This is a genomic window from Gordonia insulae (assembly GCF_003855095.1).
Taxonomy (GTDB): Bacteria; Actinomycetota; Actinomycetes; order Mycobacteriales; family Mycobacteriaceae; genus Gordonia; species Gordonia insulae.
On record NZ_CP033972.1, the window covers coordinates 2668140 to 2692392 of the forward strand.

General features: G+C 63.8%; 21 protein-coding genes and 1 pseudogene. 16 read left to right on the forward strand and 6 right to left on the reverse strand.

All coding sequences use genetic code 11. The annotated features are described in order from the left end of the window. Positions 1 to 546: 546 nt before the first annotated feature. Positions 547 to 1407, reverse strand: a complete 861-nt coding sequence (locus D7316_RS12135; protein WP_164473777.1) for an IclR family transcriptional regulator — start codon at positions 1405 to 1407, stop codon at positions 547 to 549. Positions 1408 to 1869: 462 nt separating this feature from the next. Here D7316_RS12135 and D7316_RS12140 point away from each other — a divergent pair, with 462 nt between their 5' ends. From D7316_RS12140 to D7316_RS12150, 3 genes are all read left to right on the forward strand, one after another. Continuing rightward, entirely contained in the window at positions 1870 to 2151 is a 282-nt protein-coding gene (locus tag D7316_RS12140) for a ferredoxin (protein WP_124708472.1), read from the forward strand. A 61-nt stretch (positions 2152 to 2212) separates the two neighbouring features. Further along, positions 2213 to 3649, forward strand: coding sequence for an aromatic ring-hydroxylating oxygenase subunit alpha (locus D7316_RS12145; RefSeq protein ID WP_232016881.1), 1437 nt, complete (start codon positions 2213 to 2215; stop codon positions 3647 to 3649). Positions 3650 to 3713: 64 nt separating this feature from the next. Then, positions 3714 to 4565 (forward strand): VOC family protein, encoded by an 852-nt coding sequence (locus D7316_RS12150; RefSeq protein ID WP_124708473.1) that lies wholly within the window; start codon positions 3714 to 3716, stop codon positions 4563 to 4565. Positions 4566 to 4800: 235 nt separating this feature from the next. Here the strand turns inward: D7316_RS12150 and D7316_RS12155 are convergent, their stop codons facing one another. Continuing rightward, positions 4801 to 5268 carry a hotdog family protein gene (locus D7316_RS12155; protein ID WP_124708474.1) on the reverse strand — a complete coding sequence of 156 codons (468 nt, stop codon included), beginning with the start codon at positions 5266 to 5268 and terminating at the stop codon, positions 4801 to 4803. Between the two features lie 362 nt (positions 5269 to 5630). Here D7316_RS12155 and D7316_RS12160 point away from each other — a divergent pair, with 362 nt between their 5' ends. The 7 genes from D7316_RS12160 to D7316_RS12190 all read left to right on the forward strand — a co-directional run bounded on the left by D7316_RS12160 (position 5631) and on the right by D7316_RS12190 (position 14589). Beyond that, positions 5631 to 8459 carry a branched-chain amino acid ABC transporter permease/ATP-binding protein gene (locus tag D7316_RS12160; protein WP_124708475.1) on the forward strand — a complete coding sequence of 943 codons (2829 nt, stop codon included), beginning with the start codon at positions 5631 to 5633 and terminating at the stop codon, positions 8457 to 8459. Further along, positions 8456 to 9223, forward strand: a complete 768-nt coding sequence (locus tag D7316_RS12165) for an ABC transporter ATP-binding protein (protein ID WP_124708476.1) — start codon at positions 8456 to 8458, stop codon at positions 9221 to 9223. Before D7316_RS12160 ends, D7316_RS12165 begins: the two co-directional genes overlap by 4 nt. Positions 9224 to 9407: 184 nt before the next feature. Continuing rightward, the gene (locus tag D7316_RS12170) at positions 9408 to 10655 is read left to right on the forward strand and encodes an ABC transporter substrate-binding protein (protein ID WP_124708477.1); all 1248 of its coding nucleotides are present in this window, start codon (positions 9408 to 9410) and stop codon (positions 10653 to 10655) included. Between the two features lie 160 nt (positions 10656 to 10815). After that, positions 10816 to 11373 carry an isochorismatase family protein gene (locus tag D7316_RS12175; RefSeq protein WP_124708478.1) on the forward strand — a complete coding sequence of 186 codons (558 nt, stop codon included), beginning with the start codon at positions 10816 to 10818 and terminating at the stop codon, positions 11371 to 11373. Between the two features lie 223 nt (positions 11374 to 11596). Then, positions 11597 to 12073 carry a nuclear transport factor 2 family protein gene (locus D7316_RS12180; RefSeq protein WP_124708479.1) on the forward strand — a complete coding sequence of 159 codons (477 nt, stop codon included), beginning with the start codon at positions 11597 to 11599 and terminating at the stop codon, positions 12071 to 12073. Between the two features lie 52 nt (positions 12074 to 12125). Beyond that, positions 12126 to 13013 (forward strand): mycofactocin-coupled SDR family oxidoreductase, encoded by an 888-nt coding sequence (locus D7316_RS12185; protein WP_124708480.1) that lies wholly within the window; start codon positions 12126 to 12128, stop codon positions 13011 to 13013. 61 nt (positions 13014 to 13074) lie between these two features. Further along, positions 13075 to 14589, forward strand: coding sequence for an AMP-binding protein (locus tag D7316_RS12190; protein WP_124708481.1), 1515 nt, complete (start codon positions 13075 to 13077; stop codon positions 14587 to 14589). A gap of 49 nt (positions 14590 to 14638) precedes the next feature. Here D7316_RS12190 and D7316_RS12195 read toward each other — a convergent pair whose 3' ends face one another. Further along, complete coding sequence (locus D7316_RS12195) at positions 14639 to 15160, reverse strand: pyridoxamine 5'-phosphate oxidase family protein (protein ID WP_124708482.1); 522 nt, start codon at positions 15158 to 15160, stop codon at positions 14639 to 14641. Between the two features lie 100 nt (positions 15161 to 15260). Then, positions 15261 to 16091, reverse strand: coding sequence for an enoyl-CoA hydratase/isomerase family protein (locus tag D7316_RS12200; RefSeq protein ID WP_124708483.1), 831 nt, complete (start codon positions 16089 to 16091; stop codon positions 15261 to 15263). 172 nt (positions 16092 to 16263) lie between these two features. Here D7316_RS12200 and D7316_RS12205 point away from each other — a divergent pair, with 172 nt between their 5' ends. Together D7316_RS12205 and D7316_RS12210 are read left to right on the forward strand one after the other, a co-directional pair. Continuing rightward, the gene (locus D7316_RS12205) at positions 16264 to 16740 is read left to right on the forward strand and encodes a pyridoxamine 5'-phosphate oxidase family protein (protein WP_124708484.1); all 477 of its coding nucleotides are present in this window, start codon (positions 16264 to 16266) and stop codon (positions 16738 to 16740) included. 154 nt (positions 16741 to 16894) lie between these two features. Beyond that, positions 16895 to 17707, forward strand: a complete 813-nt coding sequence (locus tag D7316_RS12210; RefSeq protein ID WP_164473778.1) for a sugar phosphate isomerase/epimerase family protein — start codon at positions 16895 to 16897, stop codon at positions 17705 to 17707. A gap of 73 nt (positions 17708 to 17780) precedes the next feature. Here the strand turns inward: D7316_RS12210 and D7316_RS12215 are convergent. Both D7316_RS12215 and D7316_RS12220 read right to left on the reverse strand, forming a co-directional pair. After that, a pseudogene (locus D7316_RS12215) lies at positions 17781 to 18646 on the reverse strand (mycofactocin-coupled SDR family oxidoreductase). An 86-nt stretch (positions 18647 to 18732) separates the two neighbouring features. Continuing rightward, a complete protein-coding gene (locus tag D7316_RS12220) occupies positions 18733 to 19539 on the reverse strand; it encodes an NAD(P)-dependent oxidoreductase (protein WP_124708486.1) in 807 nt (268 codons plus the stop codon). Positions 19540 to 19780: 241 nt separating this feature from the next. On the opposite strand from D7316_RS12220, the gene D7316_RS12225 reads away from it, so the two are divergent. Genes D7316_RS12225 through D7316_RS12240 form a run of 4 tightly spaced genes read left to right on the forward strand, consistent with a single transcriptional unit; the run spans position 19781 to position 24239 of the window. Continuing rightward, entirely contained in the window at positions 19781 to 20965 is a 1185-nt protein-coding gene (locus D7316_RS12225) for an amidohydrolase family protein (protein ID WP_124708487.1), read from the forward strand. Between the two features lie 33 nt (positions 20966 to 20998). Beyond that, positions 20999 to 21286 (forward strand): hypothetical protein, encoded by a 288-nt coding sequence (locus D7316_RS12230; protein ID WP_124708488.1) that lies wholly within the window; start codon positions 20999 to 21001, stop codon positions 21284 to 21286. A 24-nt stretch (positions 21287 to 21310) separates the two neighbouring features. Next, entirely contained in the window at positions 21311 to 22972 is a 1662-nt protein-coding gene (locus tag D7316_RS12235) for a thiolase C-terminal domain-containing protein (protein WP_232016882.1), read from the forward strand. 37 nt (positions 22973 to 23009) lie between these two features. After that, entirely contained in the window at positions 23010 to 24239 is a 1230-nt protein-coding gene (locus tag D7316_RS12240) for a CaiB/BaiF CoA transferase family protein (RefSeq protein ID WP_124708489.1), read from the forward strand. Positions 24240 to 24253: the final 14 nt, after the last annotated feature.

A 24253-nucleotide genomic window follows, 5' to 3' on the forward strand; every position in this document is an offset into this window, starting at 1 on the left:
CACTCCTCATGTGATCGCCCCGGGAACCACGCAGGCCCCGGCGGGAGGACGGGATCGACGAGATCATCGTGGCCCGCTGCCGAAGCCACCCGGAGCCGCCGTTCCGAACCTGGACGTTATGTAGGTAACCTAGATAACTAGGTTTCCCGCGTCACGCTACTATAGCCAGGCAACGCATGTCAGCTTTTCGTATGCGCAAACCGACGCGCTCGCCCGTGGACACACGCCGGGGAGGGGTCAGCGCGATCTACCGCGCTCGGTCCCACATGGTGATACTTCTCAATGCGGCACCCAGCACCTGATCACGGCGCTACTGGCCGTAGGTGCGCATCCCGTCGCGGCCAAGGTGGCTCATGTAGAAATCCGATCGCAACGAGGGAGATCGACCATCAAGGATGGCCATACGGGACCTCACCCACCGAAAGAAAGAGTGGCACAAGAGATATGGTGCTCGGCTGATAAGTGACTCGCCGGCGCACCCACCCGTCGAGATGCGTCGACAAAGGCCGATCTCCGCCGAAAATGCAGCGACGCAATGGGACTCGACTAACGGCGGCGGACTGCGGCGTGCCTGTTACTCGCATTCCAGATCGCGGTCGCAGTGTGATCGACGGCTTCGGCGACCGCACCCAGACGCAGTCGCCCGAGCTGACCGCTGACCGAGACAGCCCCGATCACTTCGCCGGCACCGCGGATGGGAGCAGCCGCGCACGCCCACCCCTCGAACGATTCACCACGGTCGAACGCCACCCCGAGTCGACGGATCGTCTCGAGTTCGGCCCGCATCGCCGCCGCGCCCGAGCCGGACCGCGAAGCCTCGTGCCGTCCGTCGACCGCAAACCGGGCGACCTCGCCGTCAAATGCCGCGATCGCCTTTCCGAGTGCACTGCAGTGAACCGGGAACCGACCGCCGCGGCGAACAGGCGTGCGCACCGGCCCCGCCATGACCCGTTCGAGGTCGACGATCTCGCCGTTGTCGAAAACACCGAGGTGGACCGGCATGCCGGTGCGGGCCGACAGCGCCTGGAGATGGGGCAGCGCCAGCTCGCGCAAGCGACTGGCCTCGGTGGCCAAGCCGCCGAGCTCGAACATCCGGAGCCCGACCCGGTAGCCTCCCCGCTCGCGTTCGACCCATCCGATCTGGCACAGCTGATCCGCGAGCCTGTGCAGGGTCGACTTGGGCAGCCCGGTCCGCTCACTCAGATCGCCGAGGCCCAGGACCTGCTGACTGCAGTTGAACGCGTCCATGATTGCCGCGACGCGACCGAGGACGGTCCGGTCGGGACTCCGACGGTCCGAGCTCTCGCTCTCTTCGGTGGAGGCGAGGGCCTTGCGGACGGATACCGCCGGCTCCAGGGGTGGTGCGATCGGGGCGATCGACACGGGCTGCATCAGGCTGGATGACATGCTGCCACCTTTCATTCAGGACACTCTGTGTCTCCACATGCCCAATTGTGAGGCGTATCTGCTGGGCCAAGGAAGTGTTCCAGAGCTATTCAGTGCCCTCTTTTGAGCTGTTAGCAGCATCACACCCTGCCTTCGAGTTGTCAAGGCACACTCCGATCCGCTGGTTGCCATGGCGTCGTGGCCCAGGTCGCGATGGCCAGACCGACGCACGGACCCGTCCATTCCGCCTGGCGGAAAGTCCGATTGACTTCCGAAACGAGCTCCACGAAAGTTTGAGCCAGAGCCGAGAGAGTATCGACGGTGAGGCTCGATCCTCTCTTGAGCTGTGCGATCTCCAATTGACCAGGCCGCGGGTGCGATGCGCATCCTGCTCGTTCAGGCCATTTCCCACGTCGGCGGTAGTAACCGGATCTGTCGACCTACATACACCGATTGGGCCTGAACAATAGATAAGGAAATCCCATGAATGAAGATGTTCGAGTCTGGATCGAGCACAACCTCTGCACGGGTGACGGACTGTGTGTTCAGTTGGCACCAGACGTCTTCGAGTTCGACGATGCCGGCGTCGCACACGTCAAATCCAGTGCGGCAGGACCTCTCCTGACCGAAGAAGGCGCCTCCGCCGATGTGCCGGACAGTCTCCGCCTCGACGTGATCGACGCAGCCGACGGGTGCCCCGGAAACTGCATTCACGTCGCCCGCCGGTCCGACGGGGTGGAAATCGCCGGACCCAACGCCGACTGATTGACGACATCGGATTTTCGCGCAGGCGCGCACGATTCCACCAACACCAAGGAGTGATTCTGTGACCATCGTCGATGAGCCCACGACGAGCCGTCCGCCCATCTGGTTCGAGGGCGACGTGCCACCGGAGGAAGTCCCCGAGAAATACCGACTCGGCCGGGCATACATTCCCAAGGCTCGCTACCTCGACCCCGATTTCCTGGATCTCGAGCTCGGGAGAATGTTCCCGCGTACGTGGCAGATCGCGTGCCGCGTCGAGGAGCTGACCGACGTGGGCAGCTTCGTGGAGTACGCGGTAGGAGACTTCTCTGTTCTGGTCGTGCGCGAGTCGAGGACGTCCATCCGCGCCTACCACAATTCCTGCCGCCATCGCGGTACCCGCTTGGCCCGTGGCCGAGGACGCGTCGGATCGTTGATCTGTCCATTCCATGGGTGGCGCTGGAACCTCGACGGATCCATCAGGTTGGTGCTCGATCGCGAGGAGTTCGTCCCGCGATCGGATGACGATCTCGGCCTGTCCCAGGTCCGGGTCGATCAGTGGGCAGGGTTCGTGTTCATCAATCCGGATCCCAACGCGATCCCGCTCCTGGAGTACCTCGACCCCATTCCGCGGATCTTCGAGCCGTTCCAGCTCGAGAACTTCCGGCTTCGGTGGGGAAAGAGCGTCATCCTGGACGCCAACTGGAAGACAGGGTTGGACGCCTTTCTCGAGGCATACCACGTGGCCGGCACGCATCCTCAGCTGTTCCGACTCGACCGGACCAACGACAAGTTGGCATCGCTTCGCGAGCTGGACATCCGACCGTGGGCACCGACAACAGTCTACGAACGCCACTCCCACTATTCGGCCCTCGGCCCCAAGTCGAGCGCCGCGAAGGGCGACGGCAAGGATCCGTCGAAGCGCAGCGGTGACAACGTCTCGGACGAGCGTCTGAACGTCGCAAACGCGGTCCAGTACCTGCATGAGGACATGCGCGGCCTGGAGAACGAGCGCAGTTGGCGAGCGGCTGAAGCCCTCAAGACAGCCGAGGTTCCGGAAGGCATGACTGCGGGCAAGTACTTCCTCGAGCTGTACCGCGAGCTGTCGATCGAAGAGGGCTACGACTGGCCCGTGATCACGACGGATCAATGGACCGAGGCGGGCAGCTCGTGGGCGGTCTTCCCCAACAGCATCATCCTGCCGGGCCAGGGCTCCGCGTTCTGGTACCGGTCACGGCCCTACGAGAAGGATCCGAACAAGTCCGTATTCGAGGTCTTCAGCCTCGATCAGATCCCGATCGCCGACTACGACAAGAAGCGCTATTTCGAGCCGTCTCATTTCGACGATTACCGGGACGCCGACATGGGTCAGGTCTTCTCCCAGGACTTCATGAACATGACCGAGGTGACGACCGGCATGCACTCGCCGAGCTTCGACGGACATCGGCTCAGCGAAGAGCAGGAGATGACCATCTGGAATCACCACCGGGTATCCGACCGGTACATCTGGCGCGACTGACATCTCCGGGCGACGCCCGGACCAACCATCCACAACCACAGAAACATTCTGATTGGAGCTTGCCATGGGAGTATGTTCCCTCGGCTACATCCGGCTGAACTCGCCGAACATCGACGACTGGCGAGAGTTCGGCAATGATTTTGCCGGCCTCATGAAAGTCGACGGCCCGGACGCGGAGTCCGTCTACTTCCGCATGGACGATCACCCGCCCCGACTGGTCGTGAGCCCCGCTGACGAGGCATCCTGCACGGCAATCGGTTTCGAGGTGTTGGACCGTCGCGAGCTCGCCGACCTCGTCGACAGGATTCGCGCCGAGGGAATCGACACGGAAGCGGGTTCGAAAGACGAGTGTGCCCAACGGCGCGTCACCGGGTTCGCACGGTTCACAGATCCAGGCGGTAACCAGATCGAGCTGTACTACGGGCCGATCCTCGACCACGTGCCGGTCCACACACCGCTCGTCTCCGAGTTCGTCACCGGCGACATGGGCCTGGGACACGTCATCGTCACTGCCGAGGACGTCGAGAAGACGTTCGACTTCTACAACCGGATACTCGGCTTCGTCGAACGCAACACCGCCGGTCCGACCTACTTCATGGGCTGCAACGCTCGACACCACAGCTTCGGACTGGCGCCCCGGCCGGGGCCCGGCGGTCTGGTTCACATCATGGTCGAGGCCAAGACACTCGACGATGTCGGGCTCGCTCTCGACCGGGCGTACGAGATGAACCTGCCGATGATGCACACGTTGGGCAAACACACGAACGATCAGATGGTCTCGTTCTACGTCTACTCACCGGACACCTATGCTTTCGAGTTCGGTTTCGACGGCCTGCAGGTGCCGGATCGGGTCCCGACATACAACATCACCGAAGGCGCGCTGTGGGGCCATCGGTTCACCCCGCCGCCGAAGTAGGACTCGGAGTCATCCGGGCCCACCGAACGATCTGCTGATGTCGAGGGCGAGCGACGACATGCGGACGATCGGGTCACCGGCTGGTGCGATCACCTAGTGGTCATCGCATCAGCCGGTTTCGTCATTTCGCGATGCAATGCCGCGGGAGTATGGGGGTCGACCGGCCGTCCCTCGAGGGACACTCGTTTCCGCCGACCCACTACATCGAATACTTAGTCACACTAGTTGGCGAGACTCAACAATAAATCCGGCTCAGCAGATTGCCGCGCAGCGCAACACGGCACCCGTCCGTGGTCGCCTCGTCATCGCTACAGACCTCGACATCGGTCGATGCGACCAGCGCGACGGACGCCGGCCCGGTCCAGTCCACCGCCGCGAGCGTGGACCGCGCTCGCACTCGATCTCCCACATGCACCACGGACGGGTACACCACTCTGTCGACACCATAATTGACCCCGGATCGCATTCCCCGGATTCGGCGCATCTGCGCCACGAAACCCGGGATGAGCGAGAGCAGGAAATCGGGACTCACCAGGTCGTATTCGTGTCCGACCACACGAGTGAACCGTTGCGCGGGCGCCACCGCCGAGGCAAACCCGGCGATGGCCTGCGCATCGATGCGACGCCATGGCGTCGGCCCGAGAACCACGCCGACCGACGACACGAGATCGTCGAGATCCTCGAAGACACGTACTCCTGACACCGCCCACAACCCCTCTGCCGCACTGATCCGACCCGCGGCACGCGCGCGACCGGCAACGAGTAACGGCGGAACTAGTGACTTTTCCTGTCGAACTATGCCATAGTGGCGCACAACACATAGTTATCTAGGTGATATTAGCCAACGGCGATCACCTTGAGACCAGAGAAAGTGACCACTCTCCCAATGAAACCGTTGCGTCAGTGCTGGAGCCCGGCACGCTCGCCATTTCGGTCGTCCGTGTGGCAGAACCCTCCCTCGCGGCATTGTGCTCTGCGAGCACTACCGGCAGGAACTCATCGACCCGCAGTTGGAACAAGGCACGAATCTCGCCTTGCGCACGCCCGGAAGACAACGGTGACACCATGACCCAAGACATCCAGTTCCTGTTCCTCGGCCTGGGGAATGGTGCGGTGTATGCGGCTCTCGCGCTGGCCCTGGTGATGACGTACCGCTCGTCAGGCGTCGTCAACTTTGCCACCGGGGCGATCGCGCTCTACGTTGCCTACACGTACGCGTACCTGCGTACCGGGGAATTGCTGATCCCGATTCCCGGATTGCCGAAGACACTTCACCTGGCCGACTCTCTCGCGGTCGCGCCGGCGATGGCGCTCTCCCTGGTGATCGCCGCAGCACTCGGAGTGTTCCTGTACTTCGCGGTCTTTCGATTGCTTCGTACGGCTCCTGCCACGGCGAAAGCGGTGGCGTCGATCGCCTTGATGCTGGTCGTACAAGCCCTTCTCGCCGCTCGGGTGGGTACCACCCCGGTGTCCGTGGACGCCATCCTGCCGTCCGATGTGATGAACTTCGGCAGCATCAGGGTGCCCGCCGACCGACTCTGGTTCGCCGTCATCATCGTCGCGCTGACAATCCTGTTGATCCTGGCGTTCCGGCTGACCAGGTTCGGTCTCGCCACCCGGGCGGCCGCCGAGTCAGAGACCGGCGCGTTGGTCACCGGACTCTCCCCAGAACGGATCGCGTATGCCAACTGGGCGCTGAGCACGGCCATCGCAGGCCTGTCCGGCATCCTCATCGCGCCCATCGTGCCGTTGATCCCGATCTCGTACACCCTGTTCATCGTGCCGGCGCTGGCCGCAGCACTGGTCGGCAACTTCAGCTCGGTGGGGGTCGCGGTGGCCGCCGGCTTGGGCATCGGCGTCCTGCAGTCCGAGATGACCCATATCCAGTCGACCGTGAGTTGGATGCCCAAATCGGGTATGGCCGAACTCATCCCGCTTGTACTCCTGCTGTTGTTCCTCCTGGTGCGCGGCCGGCCACTGCCGACTCGCGGTGCGCTGATCCAGAACACCCTCGGCACCGCACCGCGGCCGAAGAACCTGCTACCGGTGACCGCGGTATGGACCGTGATCGGCGCAGCCGGGCTGATGTTCACCGCAGGCAGTTACCGGGGCGCGATCATCGCGACGTTCATCCTGGCGATAGTCGCCCTGTCGCAGGTGGTGGTCACTGGATTCGCCGGGCAGATCTCGCTCGCGCAGCTGACCCTCGGCGGCGTCGGCGCCTTCATGGTCAGCCGTCTCTCGCAGGATTGGGGAATCCCGTTCCCGATCGCGCCGATCCTCGCCGCGCTCGTCGCGACGGTCGTCGGCGTCGTCGTCGGACTGCCCGCGCTCCGCATCCGCGGACTCCCCGTCGCCGTCGTCACCTTGGGCCTGGCCGTTTTCCTCGAGGCGTTCTGGTTCCGCAACAACGCATTCAACGGCGGCGTCGATGGAGCTCACGTTGACCCACCGTCCCTCTTCGGGCTGGACCTGGGAATCGGCGCCGGTGACGACTACCCACGTATCCCGTTCGGGCTGATGTGCCTGCTCGTCCTCGTCGTGATCGCCATCGGGGTGGCCAAGCTGCGGACAAGTCGACTCGGCGCGTCCATGCTCGCGGTCCGCGCAAACGAACGATCGGCGGCCGCGGCCGGTATCAACGTGTCCCGCACCAAGCTCATCGCATTCGCGATCGGGGCGTTCATCGCGGGTATCGGCGGATCGCTGATGGCCTACCAACAGACGATGGCGGTTCCCGATTCGTTCACTGCGATGGGCGGCATCGCCATGTTCGCGATCTGCTACCTGGCGGGTGTCAGCTGCGTCTCCGGCGGCGTTCTCGCCGGTGTCATGGGCGCCGGCGGCCTGATGTTCGTCGTTCTCGACCGCGTGGCCAACATCGGCGACTACTACGCAGTCATCACCGGCATTCTGTTGGTGGTGACGGTGATCGCCAGCCCGGAGGGCATCATCTCCGACGTCTACAAGCGCCGTGATCAGCTGCGTGCACGCTTCCGCCCCACCGATGCCGACCAGCCCGATCTGGGGCTCGACATCACTCAGACGGAGGAGACGCTCCAACGCAGGACATCGAGCAGTATCGGCGACGTGATCCTGACCGCCGAGGGGATCGGAGTGACCTACGGCGGGATCACGGCGCTGGACGACGTGACCTTCGATGTCCGAGAAGGCGAGATTATCGGCCTGATCGGACCGAACGGTGCCGGCAAGACCACATTCATCGACGCGATCAGCGGTTTTGCCGAGGCACGCGGCGCAGTGGCACTCGACGGCAAGTCGCTCGACGGCCGGCGCGCATTCCGTCGCAGTCGAGCCGGATTGGGACGGACGTTCCAGGGCATCGAGCTCTACGATGATCTGTCGGTTCGCGAGAATGTCGAGGTCGGCACAACCGCAGCCCATCACCATGACTCAGGCCTCAAGCCGCTGGATGAGGACCAGATGAATCGGTTGTTCGAGGTACTTCACCTGGGCGCGGTGATCGATCGACCGGTCCGGGAGTTGTCGCAGGGGCAACGCCAGCTGGTATCGGTTGCCCGGGCACTGGCCGGCCGGCCGCGAGTCGTGCTGCTCGATGAGCCCGCTGCCGGCCTCGACAGCAGTGAAAGTCAATGGCTCGGTGAGCGATTGCGGGCCATCCGGGATGCCGGCACCACCATCGTCATGGTCGACCACGACATGGACCTCGTTCTCAACGTCTGCGACCGAATCGTCGTACTCGACCTGGGGCGCCGGATCGCGGTCGGTACACCCGACGAGATCCGGATCGACCCGGTGGTCACCCGCGCATATCTCGGCGCCACACATAGCGGACAGCACAGTTCCGCCGATGAGGTCGTCGTGACCGAAACAAGTCAGCAGGAAGTCAACGGACAGGAGGTCAACGCATGACCACGATGTTGGGCTGCCAGAAGGTCCATGCCGGATACGCGAAGGACCGACCGTGTGTGCGTGACTTCGATGTCGACCTCGCCGCCGGCGAAGTGCTGACCCTGCTGGGCCCGAACGGAGCGGGAAAAACCACCACACTACTGACGCTTTCGGGACTTCTGCCCAGTCTCGGCGGCACAGTCACCGTCGATGGAACAGTGATCAAGGCCGGGAACGCACGGGATGCCGCGCGCGCCGGACTCGTGCTCGTGCCGGACAACCGTGCCCTGTTCACCAGCCTGACCGTCGAAGAAAACCTCCGCCTCGCGGTGAAGAGCCGCCGCGCCTGGCCGGAGGAGCGAGACTCCGTCCTGGACTACTTCCCGCGCCTCGCCGAGCGCCTCAGGGTCGCGGCGGGAGCCCTGTCGGGCGGCGAGCAGCAGATGCTGGCCATCGGCCGTGCCTTGGCACAACACCCCAAGGTCCTGCTCATCGACGAGCTGAGCATGGGTCTCGCACCGGTCATCGTCGAGCGGCTGTTGCCGGTCATCCGGCGAGTCGCCGACGATACCGGCACCGCCGTGGTGCTCGTCGAGCAACACGTGCAACTGGCGCTCGAGATCGCTGACACCGCTGTGGTTCTGCGACATGGCAACATCGTTCTCGAGGGTGACGCGCGGAAACTCGCGGCACACCCCGAGATCATCGAGGATGCCTACCTGGGCACCGGGGAAGATCACCACCTGATCGCCGGTGAGTCGGAGACCGTCGACGCCGCGCCCTGAGGACCTCCCGGCACCGCACCGACGGTGCACACGAATCTCCTGTGGCCGTATCGCCTTGGCGACCAAGCCGCAGACCATTGATCGATGACGTGGCGAACAGACGTATTTCGCGAACGATGCCTATGAGACGGCGAACCAAAGTTCAGAATCAACCAAGCCTCGCCAGAGGCGAAAGGATTGTGCCATGAAGCTCTCCCGCGGGATCACCTCTCCATGGGTGATAGCAATTGCCGCCTCTGCGGCGGTGATGACCGCCGCCACTGCGTGCGGATCAGACTCCTCTGACAGCGCCAGCACGACCAGCAGCGCCGCACTCCCCTCCGACGCCTTCCCGGGCAAGGCCGCCACCGGGGCGCCTGTCCGCATAGGTCTCATCAACAACGAAGGTGGACAGGCGATCTCGCAACCCGAGAACAGGGAGGCCGCGGAGGCCGCGACGAAGTACGCCAATGAGAATCTCGGTGGGATCGCGGGACGCCCGATCGAGCTCGTGGTGTGCAAGGAGCAAGAAGACCCTGTATCCGCCCGCAACTGCGCGAATCAGATGGTCGAGCAGAAGGTTTCGGCCGTCGTCGTCACCAGCACCGGCCTCGGAAACATCATGGCTCCGATCATCACCGCTGCCGGAATTCCGTACGCAACAGCGCTCGCCGGCAGCCAGGCCGAGACCAGCAGCGACAACGCATACGTCTGGACTGCCGGAAGCAGCACCTCCCAGGTCATGGCCAATTATGCGAAGAAGGAGGGCATGAAGTCGGTTGTCGCGTACTCGATCGACAGTCCTGCGGCCACCGGATCGCTGGAAATGATCGGCGCACCCGCGTTCAAGGCCGCCGGAATCGACTTCAAGGTCATTCCGATCCCCTACGGCTCACCCGACGCCACACCGCAGGTCAGCTCGGGTCTGGATGCCAACCCGGATGGCGTCATCGTGTACGGCGAGTCGACTGTCTGCACCTCGGTCTTGAAGTCCCTCAAGACATTGGGCTCATCGGCGACGATCATGACACCTCAAGCATGCGCAGCCCAGGATGTCGTGGACGGAGTGGGTGCCGGAAACCTGGAGGGACTCAAAGTTTTCAGCAACGCCGACACCACCTCAGACGATCCGGAGAGCGCTTTGTTCCGCGCCGTCATGCAGAAGTACGCACCGAACACGTCGACCGCAGGCTATGCAGTGGCCGGTTATCAGGGCGTGCTCGGTCTGGTGCGTGCGACCAGCGGACTCACCGGCGAGGTGAACCCGGCATCGGTGGGTGGCGCGATCCAGCAAGCACAGCGTGTGGTGCTGCCGGCAGGCGACGGGATCACCTTCACCTGCGACGGAAACCAGGTCCCCGGCATGAAGTCGGTGTGCGGGAACGAATTGATCGTGCTGACGATGAAGGACGGCAAGCTGACCGATCCCAGCACGGTTGCGCTGTCCGCCTGACAGGAGGCGAACGACACAGTTCGACGATTTGCCCCGTGAAGCCCTCCGCCGACACTCTGTCGGCGGAGGGTTTCCCGTTGCGGCGCGGCCTGTTCCGAGTCGAGCACCGACGTCTCGGGTAGCATAAGGGGCGAACAATCGTCGTCGCCGGGAGTGAACCTTGACCGCCACTGCGCTCGATCCGCACACCGCACTCGTATTGATAGACCTGCAGAACGGGACCCTCGGCCGGGGGCTGGTGCATCAATCGGCCGACATCGTCGCCCGCTCCGTCGCTCTGGCGAATGCTTTCGCCGACAGGGACATGACAATCGTCATCGTGCGCGCCACTGGCACCCCAGCTGGCCGGACCGAGTATTCCGCGTCGATGCCCGACGGATTCCCGCCCGAGTTCGCGGAACTCCATCCCGACATCGACGCCATCGGTTCCGCGGTGCGGGTGGACAAGTCCAGCTGGGGCGCGTTCGTCGGCACCGATCTGCACGGCGAATTGTCAGCTCGCGGCATCACCCAGGTCGTCTTGGCCGGTGTGGCCACCAGTTTCGGCGTGGAATCCAGCGCGCGTGAAGCCTATGACCTCGGCTATAACGTGGCGATCGCGATCGATGCCATCAGTGACGCGCGGGCCGCATCGCACGACCACGTGGTGTCATCGGTGTTCCCTGCGCTCGCCGAATTGGCAACAACCGACGACATCCTCGCGCTTCTGAAGAAGTAGCGCGACCGCGCCGTCCGGCAAGCCAGCGGAATGCCGGCCGGTCGCCACAGCGACATGCCCTATCTCCCAGATTCCGTCCCACTCAACGGAATCGGGTCACGAGCATCGACGACGAGATTCCGTACGCTCGGAATCGAGCAAGACTCCGGAACCGAACTCGGGGCAGCTCTGCAGCGCACGCAGTTCGGGATCGCCGGAACGCCGGATCGAGTGGAGGCGACGGATGACGACAACGACCAGACACGAACTGCAGTTGACCGCGACTCGCCTGAGCGTGGACTACGCGTACGCGATCGATACCCGCGACTGGGACCTCTTCGCCGACCTCTTCACCGAAGACGTCGTTGTCGAGTACACCGGCATGCCCGAGATTCGGGGCATCACGCAGTGGTTGGATTACTTCATCCCGTTTCATGAGGACTGTCCGTGGACGCTGCACAAGATGACCAACCACCGCTCGGGGTACGGCCCAGATGGTGCGTGGGCCATGTGCTACGGAGACGTCACGTGGCTTCACCGACGCGACGAGAATCGGCTCAATCACGCAGTGAATGTATATCGCGATGATCTTCAGTACGACGGCACCACGTGGCGCATTGCCCGACGACGAATGAACATCGTCGGTTCGGACTCTGCCGACATCACAGCGGCAGGAATCCACCTGCCGGCATCGGTGCGCAGTATCGCAACCGACAACTGACGACTGGACACACGGGCGAACGTAGCGCCCACCTACGAAGGAGATAGACGCCATGACCGAAGCCAACGCCACTTCGATCCCGGGACCGGCCGTGATCGCAACGATCCCGGAGGCGCCGATTCCCGACGCTCCCAACGCACGTCGCTTTGTCGACAAGGTCGTGCTGGTCACCGGCGCGGCTCGGGGACAGGGCCGGGCCGAGGCAGTCCGGTTTGCCGCCGAAGGTGCGGACATCATCGCCATCGACATCTGCGCTGACCTGCCGACCACCGAGTATCCCGGTGCCACGCCCGCCGACCTCGACGAGACCGCTCAGTTGGTGAAAGGTCACGGCCGTCGAATCGTCACGTCCATCACCGACATCACCGACTTCGCCGCTCTGCAGAATGCGGTGGACAACGGCGTCGAGCAACTCGGTGGTCTCGACGTCGTCATCGCGAACGCAGGAATGACGACTGCGTCGCTGACGTGGGAGATCGACCTCGATCACTGGCATGCCACCATCGACAACAACCTCCATGGTGCGTTCTACACCGCCAAGGCGACGGTGCCGATCATGATCGAGCAGGGCCGCGGCGGCGCCATCGTGTTCACCAGCTCGGTCGCCGGACTCAAGGGACTGCCGCTGCTCGCCGACTACGCGGCCGCCAAACACGGTGTCACCGGATTGGCCAAGACACTCGCCAATGAGCTGGCCGCATATCGCATTCGGGTCAACACCGTGCACCCGCACGGGGTCGCCACCGACCTCACCGTCCCGGAATTGCACGGCAAGCTGGCCGCCCGACAGGATCTCGGTCTGCTGTACATGGGCAGCCTGCCGGACGAGACGAGCGAGTCCGAGGACATCGCCGCCGCCATTGCGTGGCTGGCCTCCAATGAAGCGCGCCACGTCACCGGCATCCAGCTTCCCGTGGACCTCGGTAGGACCAATCGGTGATGCCGGCGCCCGGAGCGCGCGCAATGCACGTCCGATGCGGCGCTGACGACGGTCGGCACACGTGAACCTGACAGCACTGGCTTGCACACTCGGCGACAAACCCGCATTGATCATGGCCGATAGTGGCGAGTCATTGTCCTACGGTGAGCTCGAGGGTCGGTCGAATCAGATCGCACACCTGTTCCGCCGGTGCGGGTTACGTCCTGGTAATCATGTCGCCGTTCTGATGGAGAACTGCCTGGACTATTTCCCCATCGTCTGGGCGGCACAACGTGCCGGCTTGTTCTACACACCGGTCAACTGGCACCTCGGCGACGACGAAGCTGCGTACATCGTGGACAACTGCACCGCGCAGTTCTTGGTGCATTCGGCATCCCTCGACGGTGCCGCGATAGCCGAGTCGGTTGGCGGAGTGAAATATCGGTACGTGGTCGGTGAGACCACCGGATCCTCAGAGCGCCTGGCCGACGCCCTGAGCGGGTTGCCGTCGACCCCCATCGATGGCGAGTCCGAGGGCTATTACATGTTCTACTCGTCCGGAACGACGGGCAGACCCAAGGGCATCCTCCCGACGCGCGATCCGCAGGCCTTCGGCACGGGCCTACCGATCGATCACCGTATGCACACGCATTTCGGATTCGGTTCTGAGACTGTGTTTCTCAGTACCGGCCCGCTGTATCACGCGGCTCCCCTGGCTTGGGCGATGGGCACGATCCGAAACGGGGGCACGGCGATCGTGACCCGCAGATTCGACGCGGAGTCGACACTGCGGGTGATCGAGACCCATCGGGTCACGCATGCGATGTTCGTGCCGACCATGTTTGTGCGAATGCTCAAACTCGATCCTGCCACCCGCCTCGGCGTGGACGTGAGCAGTCTCGAGCTGGTCATCCACTCGGCCGCCCCATGTCCCGACAGCGTCAAACGGGCGATGATCGACTGGTTCGGCCCCAAGATCACCGAGTTCTACGGCGCCAGCGAGGGCACCGGATTCTTCATGATCGACAGCCCGGAGTGGTTGGCCCACCCGGGTTCGGTTGGCCGTCCGCTGGTGGGCGCGGTGCATATCTGCGACGACGACGGGCGCGAACTGCCCACCGGTGAGACCGGCACGGTGTGGTTCGACGGTGTACGCCGTTTCGAGTACCACCGCGACGCCCAGCGCACCGCAGAAGCATTCGACCACCGTGGCTGGACCACATTGGGCGATCTCGGTCATGTCGATGATCAGGGGTATCTGTACCTGTCGTCTCGCCGGACAGACCTGATCATTTCCGGTGGCGTCAACATCTATCCGACAGAAGTCGAAGATGTGCTCCTCGAGCATCCGGCGATCGTGGACGTCGCCGTAATCGGACTGCCGGATCCCGACATGGGTCAGGTCGTCCATGCAGTCGTGACCCCGCTCGCCGCCAAGGCTGTGGACGTGGGACTCGAAACCGACATACTCGCCTTCTGCCAATCACGCCTGGCACGCTTCAAGTGCCCGCGCACACTGCGTTTCGGCGAGGTACCCCGGTTGCCGAGTGGCAAGATCGTGCGCCGCCAACTCATGGCCACGGCCACCGAGGCCTGACTCCACCGCATGTGCGGGGAGGACCGGGTCGGCGCTCAGCGCCGTCCGCTCACTGCTGTGCCCAGTTGTTGAATCCGCTGGCGGTCACGGCTGCCCTGAGTTTACTCGAGTCGTAGGTGAACACATCGACCGGTTCGAACTCGATGACGACCCGAGAGGGGGTGTCGAGGAGTTTCATCTGTTGACGGAACGATTCATCGTCGGCGGCCATCCCGACGCGCTTCAGGAAAAGCGGGAGCAGCCATCGAACACGGTCACGATCACCGTCGTGGACCACCGCCCGGGTTTTGGCCGTCACCATGGCCCCACCCGACTCGACACCGAGGCTCGTCACGACGACGCAGCTCTCGGGGCGATCTCGCAACGCCTGCACACGCTTTCGCTTCGTCGTCGTGTGCACCCAGAACCTTCCGCTGTCCCATACGAAGGAATGCGGCATGGCCACCGGCCACCCATCCCGATTCGTCCAGCAGACCGTGCACTCGTTCTGGAGCTCGAAAAGTCTCTCGCGCTCTTCGAGATTCAGCGTGAACGCGGACACATCGTCGAGATCGTTGATCTTGTCTCCCATGTAACTCGACGCTACAAGTGCCGCGCAACCCCACGCCCGCCCGAATTTCACTCAGAGAAACGGTAATCCACCTGATCACCGGTCCGGCCAAGAGTTGGCGTCATAGACGCCCCGGACGCTTGAGCGCATCCGGAACCCAATTGGGCGGTCGGCGCTCCGAGAACGCCTTCCAGCCCTCCACGAACTCAGGTCCTCTCAGGCTGTCCGCCATACCGATGCGATCGTGGAGGCCGACGTATGAGTCAATAACGCGCTTGACCTGGAGCCGCGCGTCAGGCGCGGTCGACGCCGCCGAGGTCAGTAGTTCGAGTGAGACGTCCATGACCTCCTCGTCTGGCACCACGCGATTGATGAGGCCCCACTCGACTGCTTCCGCAGCGGAGAGCACCCGACCCGTGAACATCAGGTCTTTGGCTCTGACCGGGCCAACCATTCGAGGAAGCATCTGTGCGTAGTAGAGATCGGCTATGCCCCGGAACAGTTCCGGGACTCGGAACGTGGCGCTGCGTGCTGCCACGGATATGTCGGAGCACATCGCGATCATGAGTCCGCCGCCCTGGCAGAGCCCGTTGATCGCCGACACGACCGGCTTCGCGCTCATTCGCAAGGTGTCGAAGGGAAGTACGTCGATCATCGAGAGGTCAGTCCAGCTGTCGGGCGTGTTCCTTCCCAGATCGCCTCCGGGGATGAACACATCTCCCACACCCGTGATGACAAGCCCACTCAGGTCCGGCTCGGAGTCAACACGTTTCACCGCGTACTTCACACCGAAGTACATTGCATTGGTGAGCGCATTGCGTGCTTCCGGCCGATCGACCACCAGATGAGCGAACGGCCCCTGTCGACTGAACTTCAAGTACGGGCTTCCCGGATAGTCACCCGATGGTGGAGGTGCATCATAGATGGGGTGTCGACTTTGCTCGGTCGTCATCTCCGGTGTCCTCGCTCTCGATCGACCGCAGACGCGGATGGTCTCTCATATTCGTAGTGTTGATAATTCACTCAGTCAACTATGTTTGACTCAGTCGTCATCGACATGCGTCGCCGGTGCATGGCGACCCCAGAGAATCTGCCCCGATCCACGCCGACAGAGGAGTTGTCGCATGCAAGATTCCGTCATCACCCAGAAGCGCGGTCGAAAGATCGCCATGACCACCGACGAGATCCAGACCTACCTGACCGAGGCACGCGTCTGCCGCGTCGCGTCAGTGGACAGCAACGGAACCCCCCACGTGTCGCCGTTGTGGTTCGTCTGGGACGGAACCCATCTGTGGCTGAACTCGCTCGTGCGCAGCCAGCGGTGGACCGACCTCGTCCGCGATCCGCGCATCGCGGTCGTCGTCGACGGAGGTGAGGCCTTCGCCGAACTCCACGGCGTCGAAATAGTCGGCACCACAGAGACAGTCGGCGAGATCCCTCGCGGCGCCATGCCCGTCGACGACCTGGTCGCGCCAGAACTGCTGTTCGCCAGGAAATACAGCAACTCCGAGACGTTTCGGACCGACGGCAGGCACGGTTGGCTGCGGGTCACGCCGTCCAAGATCGTCAGCTGGGACTTCCGCAAGGCCGCCGGCAGCTGAGTCCCGCTGCAATCGGACAGACCCGCATCGCACGCTTTACAGTGGCACACCTCACATTGTATAACTAGTTAACTATCTAAACTCAGAGGCTGCTCGCGAGACAGCCGTATCTCACGTTTCATCTGACGACTCTCGCCCAACCAGGAGAATGACAATGGATCCACGCGTTTCGCTGAGCGCCCTGTGCTACTACACAACACCGCTGCCGGACTTCATCGATGAGTTGAAGCGCCAGGGTGTCGGCACCACCACACTCATGGCCGGTCCGATCTCGGAGTTCGGTGTGGAACAAACCCGCGATCTCCTCGACTCCGCCGGGATCACTGTCGCCGCCCTGATCCCCGGACTACCAGTCGATCTCGCCGATCCGGCGACCTGGGACAGCAAGCGGGCGGAGCTGACCGACACGATCGACATCGCAGTCGCGCTCGGGGTTCCCGCGGTGTACACCGTGAGCGGCTCGCTCGTCGTCGACGAGGACACCTCCGTCGCGGCATTCAAGAGCTACATCGAGCCCGTCGTCGCATATGCAAACGCAGCGGGTATCAAGTTCCTCATCGAGCCCACGCTCCCCGTGTACGCGTTCGTCTCCTTCGTCTACACCCTGAAGACGTATCTCCGCTTGGCCCAGGAATGCAACGTGGGACTCTGCCTAGACGTCTACCATGTCTGGGAGGATCCCGACCTGGAGCGAGTACTGCGCGATCACATCGACCTGGTGGGCCTCGTCCAGATCGGCGACTCGCAGCGCGATTCGGATGGAAACCTGCAGAAGCAGATTCCCGGCGAGGGCAACGTGGGCATCGCCGAACTCACCGCTCGCATCGTCGATGCCGGCTACCGGGGAGCATTCGATCTGGAGATCGACGGCCCGTTCATCGAGAGTGTCGGCGTGACCGAGTCCACCGAACGCGCGGTGGCCTACATGCAGCGCGCGCTCACCGCGGCTCCGCTGGTCGCGAGCTGACCTGGTAGAACCGCACAAACGACTGCCGCCCACCGGATTCGGTGGGCGGCAGTTCCTTGTCCACTGGTCGAAGTCAGGCCGGAGCACCCGACGTCGTGTCGGCCAGCAACGCTCCGGCATCGACCTTGAGTTGCTGCCCGGTGATGTAGCGCGACGCGTCGGACGCCAGGAACAGCACGGCCTCGCTCACATCCCGCGGCGAGATGGTGTTCACCGGAAGCTTGTGTGAGAACCCGAACGCCGGCTCCGCGTCCTCACGGGTCGGATTCGTCAGATCCGGACGGAAGATCTTGTACATCGCCTCGTTCTGGAGCATCGGCGTGTCGATGTTGCCCGGATGGACGGCGTTGACACGGATCCCGAGAGGCCCGAACTGCAGTGCGGCGTCGTGGACGAATCGGGCCACGCCTCGCTTCGCATTCGCGTATCCCGCGGCCCCGGACCCGCGGCGGGATTGTCGGTGAGGCTCGACATCAACGCGGCCATCGAACCGGTGCAGATGATCGACGCTCCCGCACCGAGATGCGGGAAGACCGCGTCGACGGTGTTCACCACACCGACGAGGTCGACCGAGACGGTGTCCAGGAAGGCGGTCGGTGAAACATCCGGACCCAACGGGCAGATCCCGGCGTTCGCCACCACGATGTCGATACGACCGAACTCTGCGGAACCGGCCTGCGTCGCTTCGATGAGACTCGCACGGTCTCGAACGTCGACGACCCGGGTGAGCACCCGTCGACCGAGGTCGGTCACCAATCGCGCGGTCTCCGCCAGATCGTCGGGCCCGGCCATCGTGTGCGTCGCGGTCTTGATCTGTTCACAGATGTCGATCGCGATGATGTCCGCTCCGGCTTCCGCCAATCGGATCGCATGACTGCGACCCTGCCCTTGACCTGCGCCGGTGACGAAGGCAACTCGACCTTCCAGTGGTGTATCCATTGATTTCTCTTTCTGATCGGTACTTCTCATGTCCACAGCGCAGTGGTGCGCACTGGGTTCACATCGCTATCCGCGATGTCGGTCGGTCAGCGCCCCGCGACATCCATCGGCCCGCGCTCGGCCGCCGCGACCAGGTCGGCGATGTCGATGCCCAACTCCCCCGCAACGATCCGAACCGACGCGACATCCTTACGCAGGTATCGGAGCAAGCGATCGCTATAGATTCGGGCACCGACCCCCGAGCCACTGATATAGCCGGCAGCGGTGCTTCCACCACTACTGACGGCCAGCACGTCGAGCATTGTCTTCTGCTCGATCCCCAGCGACTCGGCCACGTCGAGCGCCGATAGCGTGGCCTGGGTGCACGCCGCGAACAACACGTTGTTCAACAGTTTCGCCGCCAGCGCGGTACCCGGCCCGCCCGTGCACTGCGGAGAATCGGCATACGCCTGCACCACTTCTGCCGCAGCTTCCACTGCCGCGTCATCGCCGGCGAGCAACACGGTCAGTCGGCCGGCACGTACCGCTTCCGGGGTGCCGCTGAACGGTGCTTCGACCACCGAGACGCCGTTCGCCGAACCGCTCTCACTCAATGTGCGGATTGCCGCCGGACCACCGGTGGTGTGCGAGATGAACACCGACCCGGGCTTCATCTGCCGCACGATCGGCGTGCACAGGTCCAGCACGTGCTCGTCACTGAACAAGCACGTGATCACAACGGGCAGCTCCGCGAGTTCGACGGGAGTCTCGACGATCGTGGCACCGCAAGCCGCCAGTCGATCGCGGACCTCTTGGCGCCTGGCGTACACGACGACGCGCCGACCGGCCGCGAGCAGTCGCTCCACCATCGGCTCCCCGATATGACCTGCGCCGATGAAACCGACCTCGTCCATTGCCACCGTTCCCTGCGACTGACACCTATCACATAGTTAACTGTTTATAACATGCAAGTGTGGAGCCCCGAAACGGTTTCATCGCACGACATTCAGCCAGGCCTGCCCGTTGCCCGACTGGACGAATTCCAGCCCACTGAGCGGAAAAACGCGGTGACGTGCGGAGCATCCACGACTAGCGTCCACCTAGATAGACAAGTGATCACCATCGCAGTCACTCCACTACACTCCAGGAGGGTCCATGCCACTGCAGAGCCATATGCACCTGATCTCCACCGACGATCACCTGATCGAACCTCCGAGCCTGTGGGTCGATCGCCTGCCGAAGAAGTTCCTCGATGCCGGCCCGCGCATCATCGAGAAGGAGATGCCTCGCTCCGTCCACGCCGGCGACGGTAACAACAACAAAACCGGCACCAAGCTCGCCGAGGTGTGGATCTATGAGGGCCGCGTCTACCCGTACATCGGCCTCAACGCCGTTGCGGGCAAGAAGCCGGAGGAGTACGGAGCCGAGCCGACTCGCTACGAGGACATGATCCCGGGGTGCTACGAGCCCAAGGCCCGCGTCCTCGACATGGACATCGACGGCGTCCAGGCCGGACTCTCGTTCCCGTCGTTCCCGCGGTTCGCGGGCACCGTCTTCCTCGACGGTGAGGACAAGGAACTGGCCCTGTGTGCTGTCCAGGCCTGGAACGACTTTCACATCGACGAGTGGTGCGCGACCGCACCCGACCGTCTCATCCCGCTGGTCATCATGCCGCTGTGGTCGGTCGATGAATGTGTCAAGGAGGTCTATCGCACGGCCGCCAAGGGCGCCAAGGCGATCTCGTTCCCGGAGAATCCGGTCCCGCTGGGGCTCCCGTCATTCCACACCGACCACTGGGATCCGTTCTTCTCGGCGGTGGAAGAAGTCGGCATCCCACTGACCGTGCACTTCGGGACCTCAGGCAAGCCGCCGATCACCGCGCCCGAGGCGCCCATGGCCGTGATGACCGCCCTGTTCGGGTGCAACTCGATGTACGCTACCGCCGACCTGCTGTTCTCGCCGGTGTTCCACCGCCACCCGAAGCTGAAGTTCATGCTCTCCGAGGGCGGCATCGGCTGGGTTCCCTACATGCTCGAGCGCATGGATCAGACCTGGTCGAAACACCGCTTCTACCAGAACATCAACCAGACCATCCGGCCCTCGGAACTGTTCGCCAAGCATCTCTACGGCTGCTTCATCGAGGACGATTTCGGCATCGCGAACCGCCACGCGGTCGGCATCGACAACATCACGTGGGAAGGCGACTACCCGCATTCGGATTCGAACTGGCCCAACAGCCGCAAGAAGGTCCACGACTCGATGATCGACGTCCCGGACGACGAGGTGGAGAAGATGGTCGAGACCAACGCGCGCGCTCTCCTCAACTTCCCCCGCAACTGAGCCGAGACAGACAGAAGGACAGCCATCTTCGTCATGGAAGAACACATCGAGCAACTACCCGAGGACGACTGGGTCGACCAGGATCTCCTGACGCGTGAACTCGCCAGCGAATTGCTGGACGAGGAGATCACGGCCGAGACCGAGCGGCTCGGTGACTCCGACGCGGACGGCGAACTGTTCAGCCGGGCCGACCGGGAGCGCCGAATCGCCGCGATGGTCGCCGTCCGAGATCGCCATCGCGACCCCGACATCGCGCGGGTCCGTGGCGTAAAGCATCCCATCTCGGATGCGGCACCGTCCGACTCGGATTCGGCCCGCTGACCACTGCCTCGAATGGAGTAAGAATTGACCACCACTCTGGCCACCGGACGCCCACTCCCGCAGCCGACGCTCGCGAGCCGTGAGTTCTGGGCATCCGGCGCCGACGACGTCCTGCGGATCGCGCAGTGCACGAACTGCGGAAAACGAAACCATCCGCAGTCCGTGCTGTGCCCGGTGTGTGGCGGGCGCGACCTCCCCCTGCAACCTGTCTCCGGCAAGGCATTCGTCGTCGGTCTGACGGTGAATGTGCAGCAGTGGCTGCCCGATTTCCCGCCGCCCTACGTGATCGCAGTGGTCGCGCTCGAAGAGGACCCGGACGTTCGACTGACAACCAACATCGTCGGTTGTGAGCCCGACGACGTCGCTGTCGGCACACGGGTCCGGGTGCTCTTCGAGCAGGTCGACGACTCGATCTGGCTCCCTCTGTTCGAGATCGATCCCGATGCGGTCGGCGAGCCCGCGCCGATGCCCGAGCCCGACGATTATCGGTCCCGCCTGCGAGCGCCGTTCAGCGCCAAGCGATTCGAGGATCGTGTCGCCATCACCGGCGTCGGACAATCAAAGGTCGGTCGCCGCCTCATGGTCGATCCGCTGTCGCTGACGGTAGACGCGTGCCTGTCCGCTGTCGCGGACGCCGGGCTCACTCTCGACGACATCGATGGTCTGTCCACCTATCCGGGCCGATACGGCGGCGGCATGTCCGAGGGCGGCATCATGCCCGTCGAGCAGGCGCTGCGAGTCCGTCCGACCTGGGTCAACGCCGGTAGCGAGCTGCACGGGCAGAACGGTGCGATCGTCGCCGCGATGCTCGCCGTCGCGTCCGGCCTGTGTCGGCACGTCCTGTGCTTTCGCACCGTGTGGGAGTCCTCCCACTCCGCGCTGGCCCGCTCGGGGCAGTGGGCGGCGAGTACGAATCGGGCGACGGACATGTTCGAGTACCTGTATCCGTTCGGTGCGATGTCCGCCTCCAACTGGATCGCCTGCCAGGCGTCGAACTACTTTCACCGCTACGGCGACGCGAAAGAGGCGCTCGGCGCGATTGCGGTGACCGCACGGGACAACGCGTCGGCCAATCCCGAAGCCGTCTACCGCGACCCGATCACCATGGACGACTACCTCAACGCGCGGCCGATCTCGACGCCGTTCGGGCTGTACGACTGCGACGTTCCGGTCGACGCGGGGATCGCGGTCATCGTCTCGGCCGTCGACACCGTCAAGGATCTCCCCGGTCAGCCCGTGTTGGTCGAAGCAGTGGGAACCCAGGTGATGGAGAACCTCTCCTGGGATCAGAGCACCCTGGCCCATCTGCCGCAGACCCTCGGTCCCGGTGCACACCTGTGGAGTCGAACCGAGCTGCGTCCGGACGACGTGGACGTCGGTTTGATCTACGACGGCTTCACCTTCGACGCTCTCAGCTGGATCGAGGCCCTCGGCTTCTGCGAGTTCGGCGGGGCCAAAGACTTCATCGACGGTGGCAAGACCATTTCGATCGACGGCAGTCTCCCGCTGAACCCGCACGGCGGCCAACTCTCGGCGGGACGCACGCATGGCTTCGGCTTCTTCCGCGAAGCCGTGCTGCAATTGCGCGGGCAGGCCCCCGGCCGTCAGGTCGACGACCCGAAGGTCGCCGTGGTCTCCTCCGGGGGCGGTGTCCCGTCCGGCGCCATTCTTCTGCGCACCAACTGATCTCGCACCCATCTCACTCACGCATTGGAGTCCCATCATGGATCGCCCTCTCGACGGTATCCACATCCTCGAGGTCGCCCAGTTCACGTTCGTCCCGTCGGCAGGAGCTGTCCTCGCCGACTGGGGCGCCGACATCGTGAAGGTCGAGCACGCCGAGAAGGGCGACGCCCAGCGCGGCATGGTCCGCGTGCTCGGTCACAGGACGGGCAAAGAGGGGTCGTCGTTCAGCCCGATCATGGACGGCCCCAACCGAAGCAAGCGCAGCATCGGTATCGACCTGGCCAATCCGGAGGCGCGACCCGTACTCGAGGAACTCATCCGTCGCAGCGACGTGTTCCTCACCAACTACCTTCCGGCACAACAGTCAAAGCTCGGCATCACCCTCGACAGGGTGCGCGCGATCAACCCGAGGATCATCTTCGTGACCGGTAGCGGGTTCGGCAATCAGGGCCGCGATATCAATTCCGGCGCATACGACTCGACCGGATTCTGGGCCCGCGGCGGGAGTGCAGACGGCGTGCTGGCACCGGACGCCGATCACATGGCGTTCATGCCGGCCGGCGCCTACGGCGACAACATCGGCGGAATGACCATCGCGGGCGGCATCGCGGCCGCCATCGCCGGGCGTGAGCGCACCGGCGAGCCGTCCGAGGTGGACGTGTCACTGCTCGGCGTGGGCGCCTGGGCCACCCAGTTCACGGTCAACATGGCCCTGGCCAACGGTGGACCGTTGGAAAAGGTCGTCAAGAAGACCCAGGCCACCGGCAATCCCCTCACCGGCTCGTACAAGACGGCCGACAATCGCTGGCTACAGTTCTCCATGCTGCAGCCCACGCGCTTCTGGAACGAGTTCGTCGGCATCCTCGGCCTCGCCCATCTCGTGGACGACCCCCGCTTCACGACGCACGAAGGCATAGCCGAGAACTGCGAGGAGATCAGCGCCTGGTTCGCAGAAGCCATCGCGGGCAAGTCCTTCGACGACTGGGTCGGCATCCTGGCCGATCTCAGCGGGCCCTGGGCCCCGGTCCAGAACAGTTGGGACGTCGGAAACGACGACGCGCTGATCGCAAACGGGCGCATCGTCGAGCTCACCGACGCCGAAGGGAATGCCCAGCGGCTGGTCGCCAATCCGGTGAAGTTCGACAAGGCGCCGGTGTCGATGACCCGAGCACCGCAGTTCGCCGAACACACCGACGAGATCCTCCGCGAGATCGGGGTCGACGACGAAACACTCATCGGCCTCAAGATCGCCGGCGCGGTCACCTAGAGTCGTCATCTGAT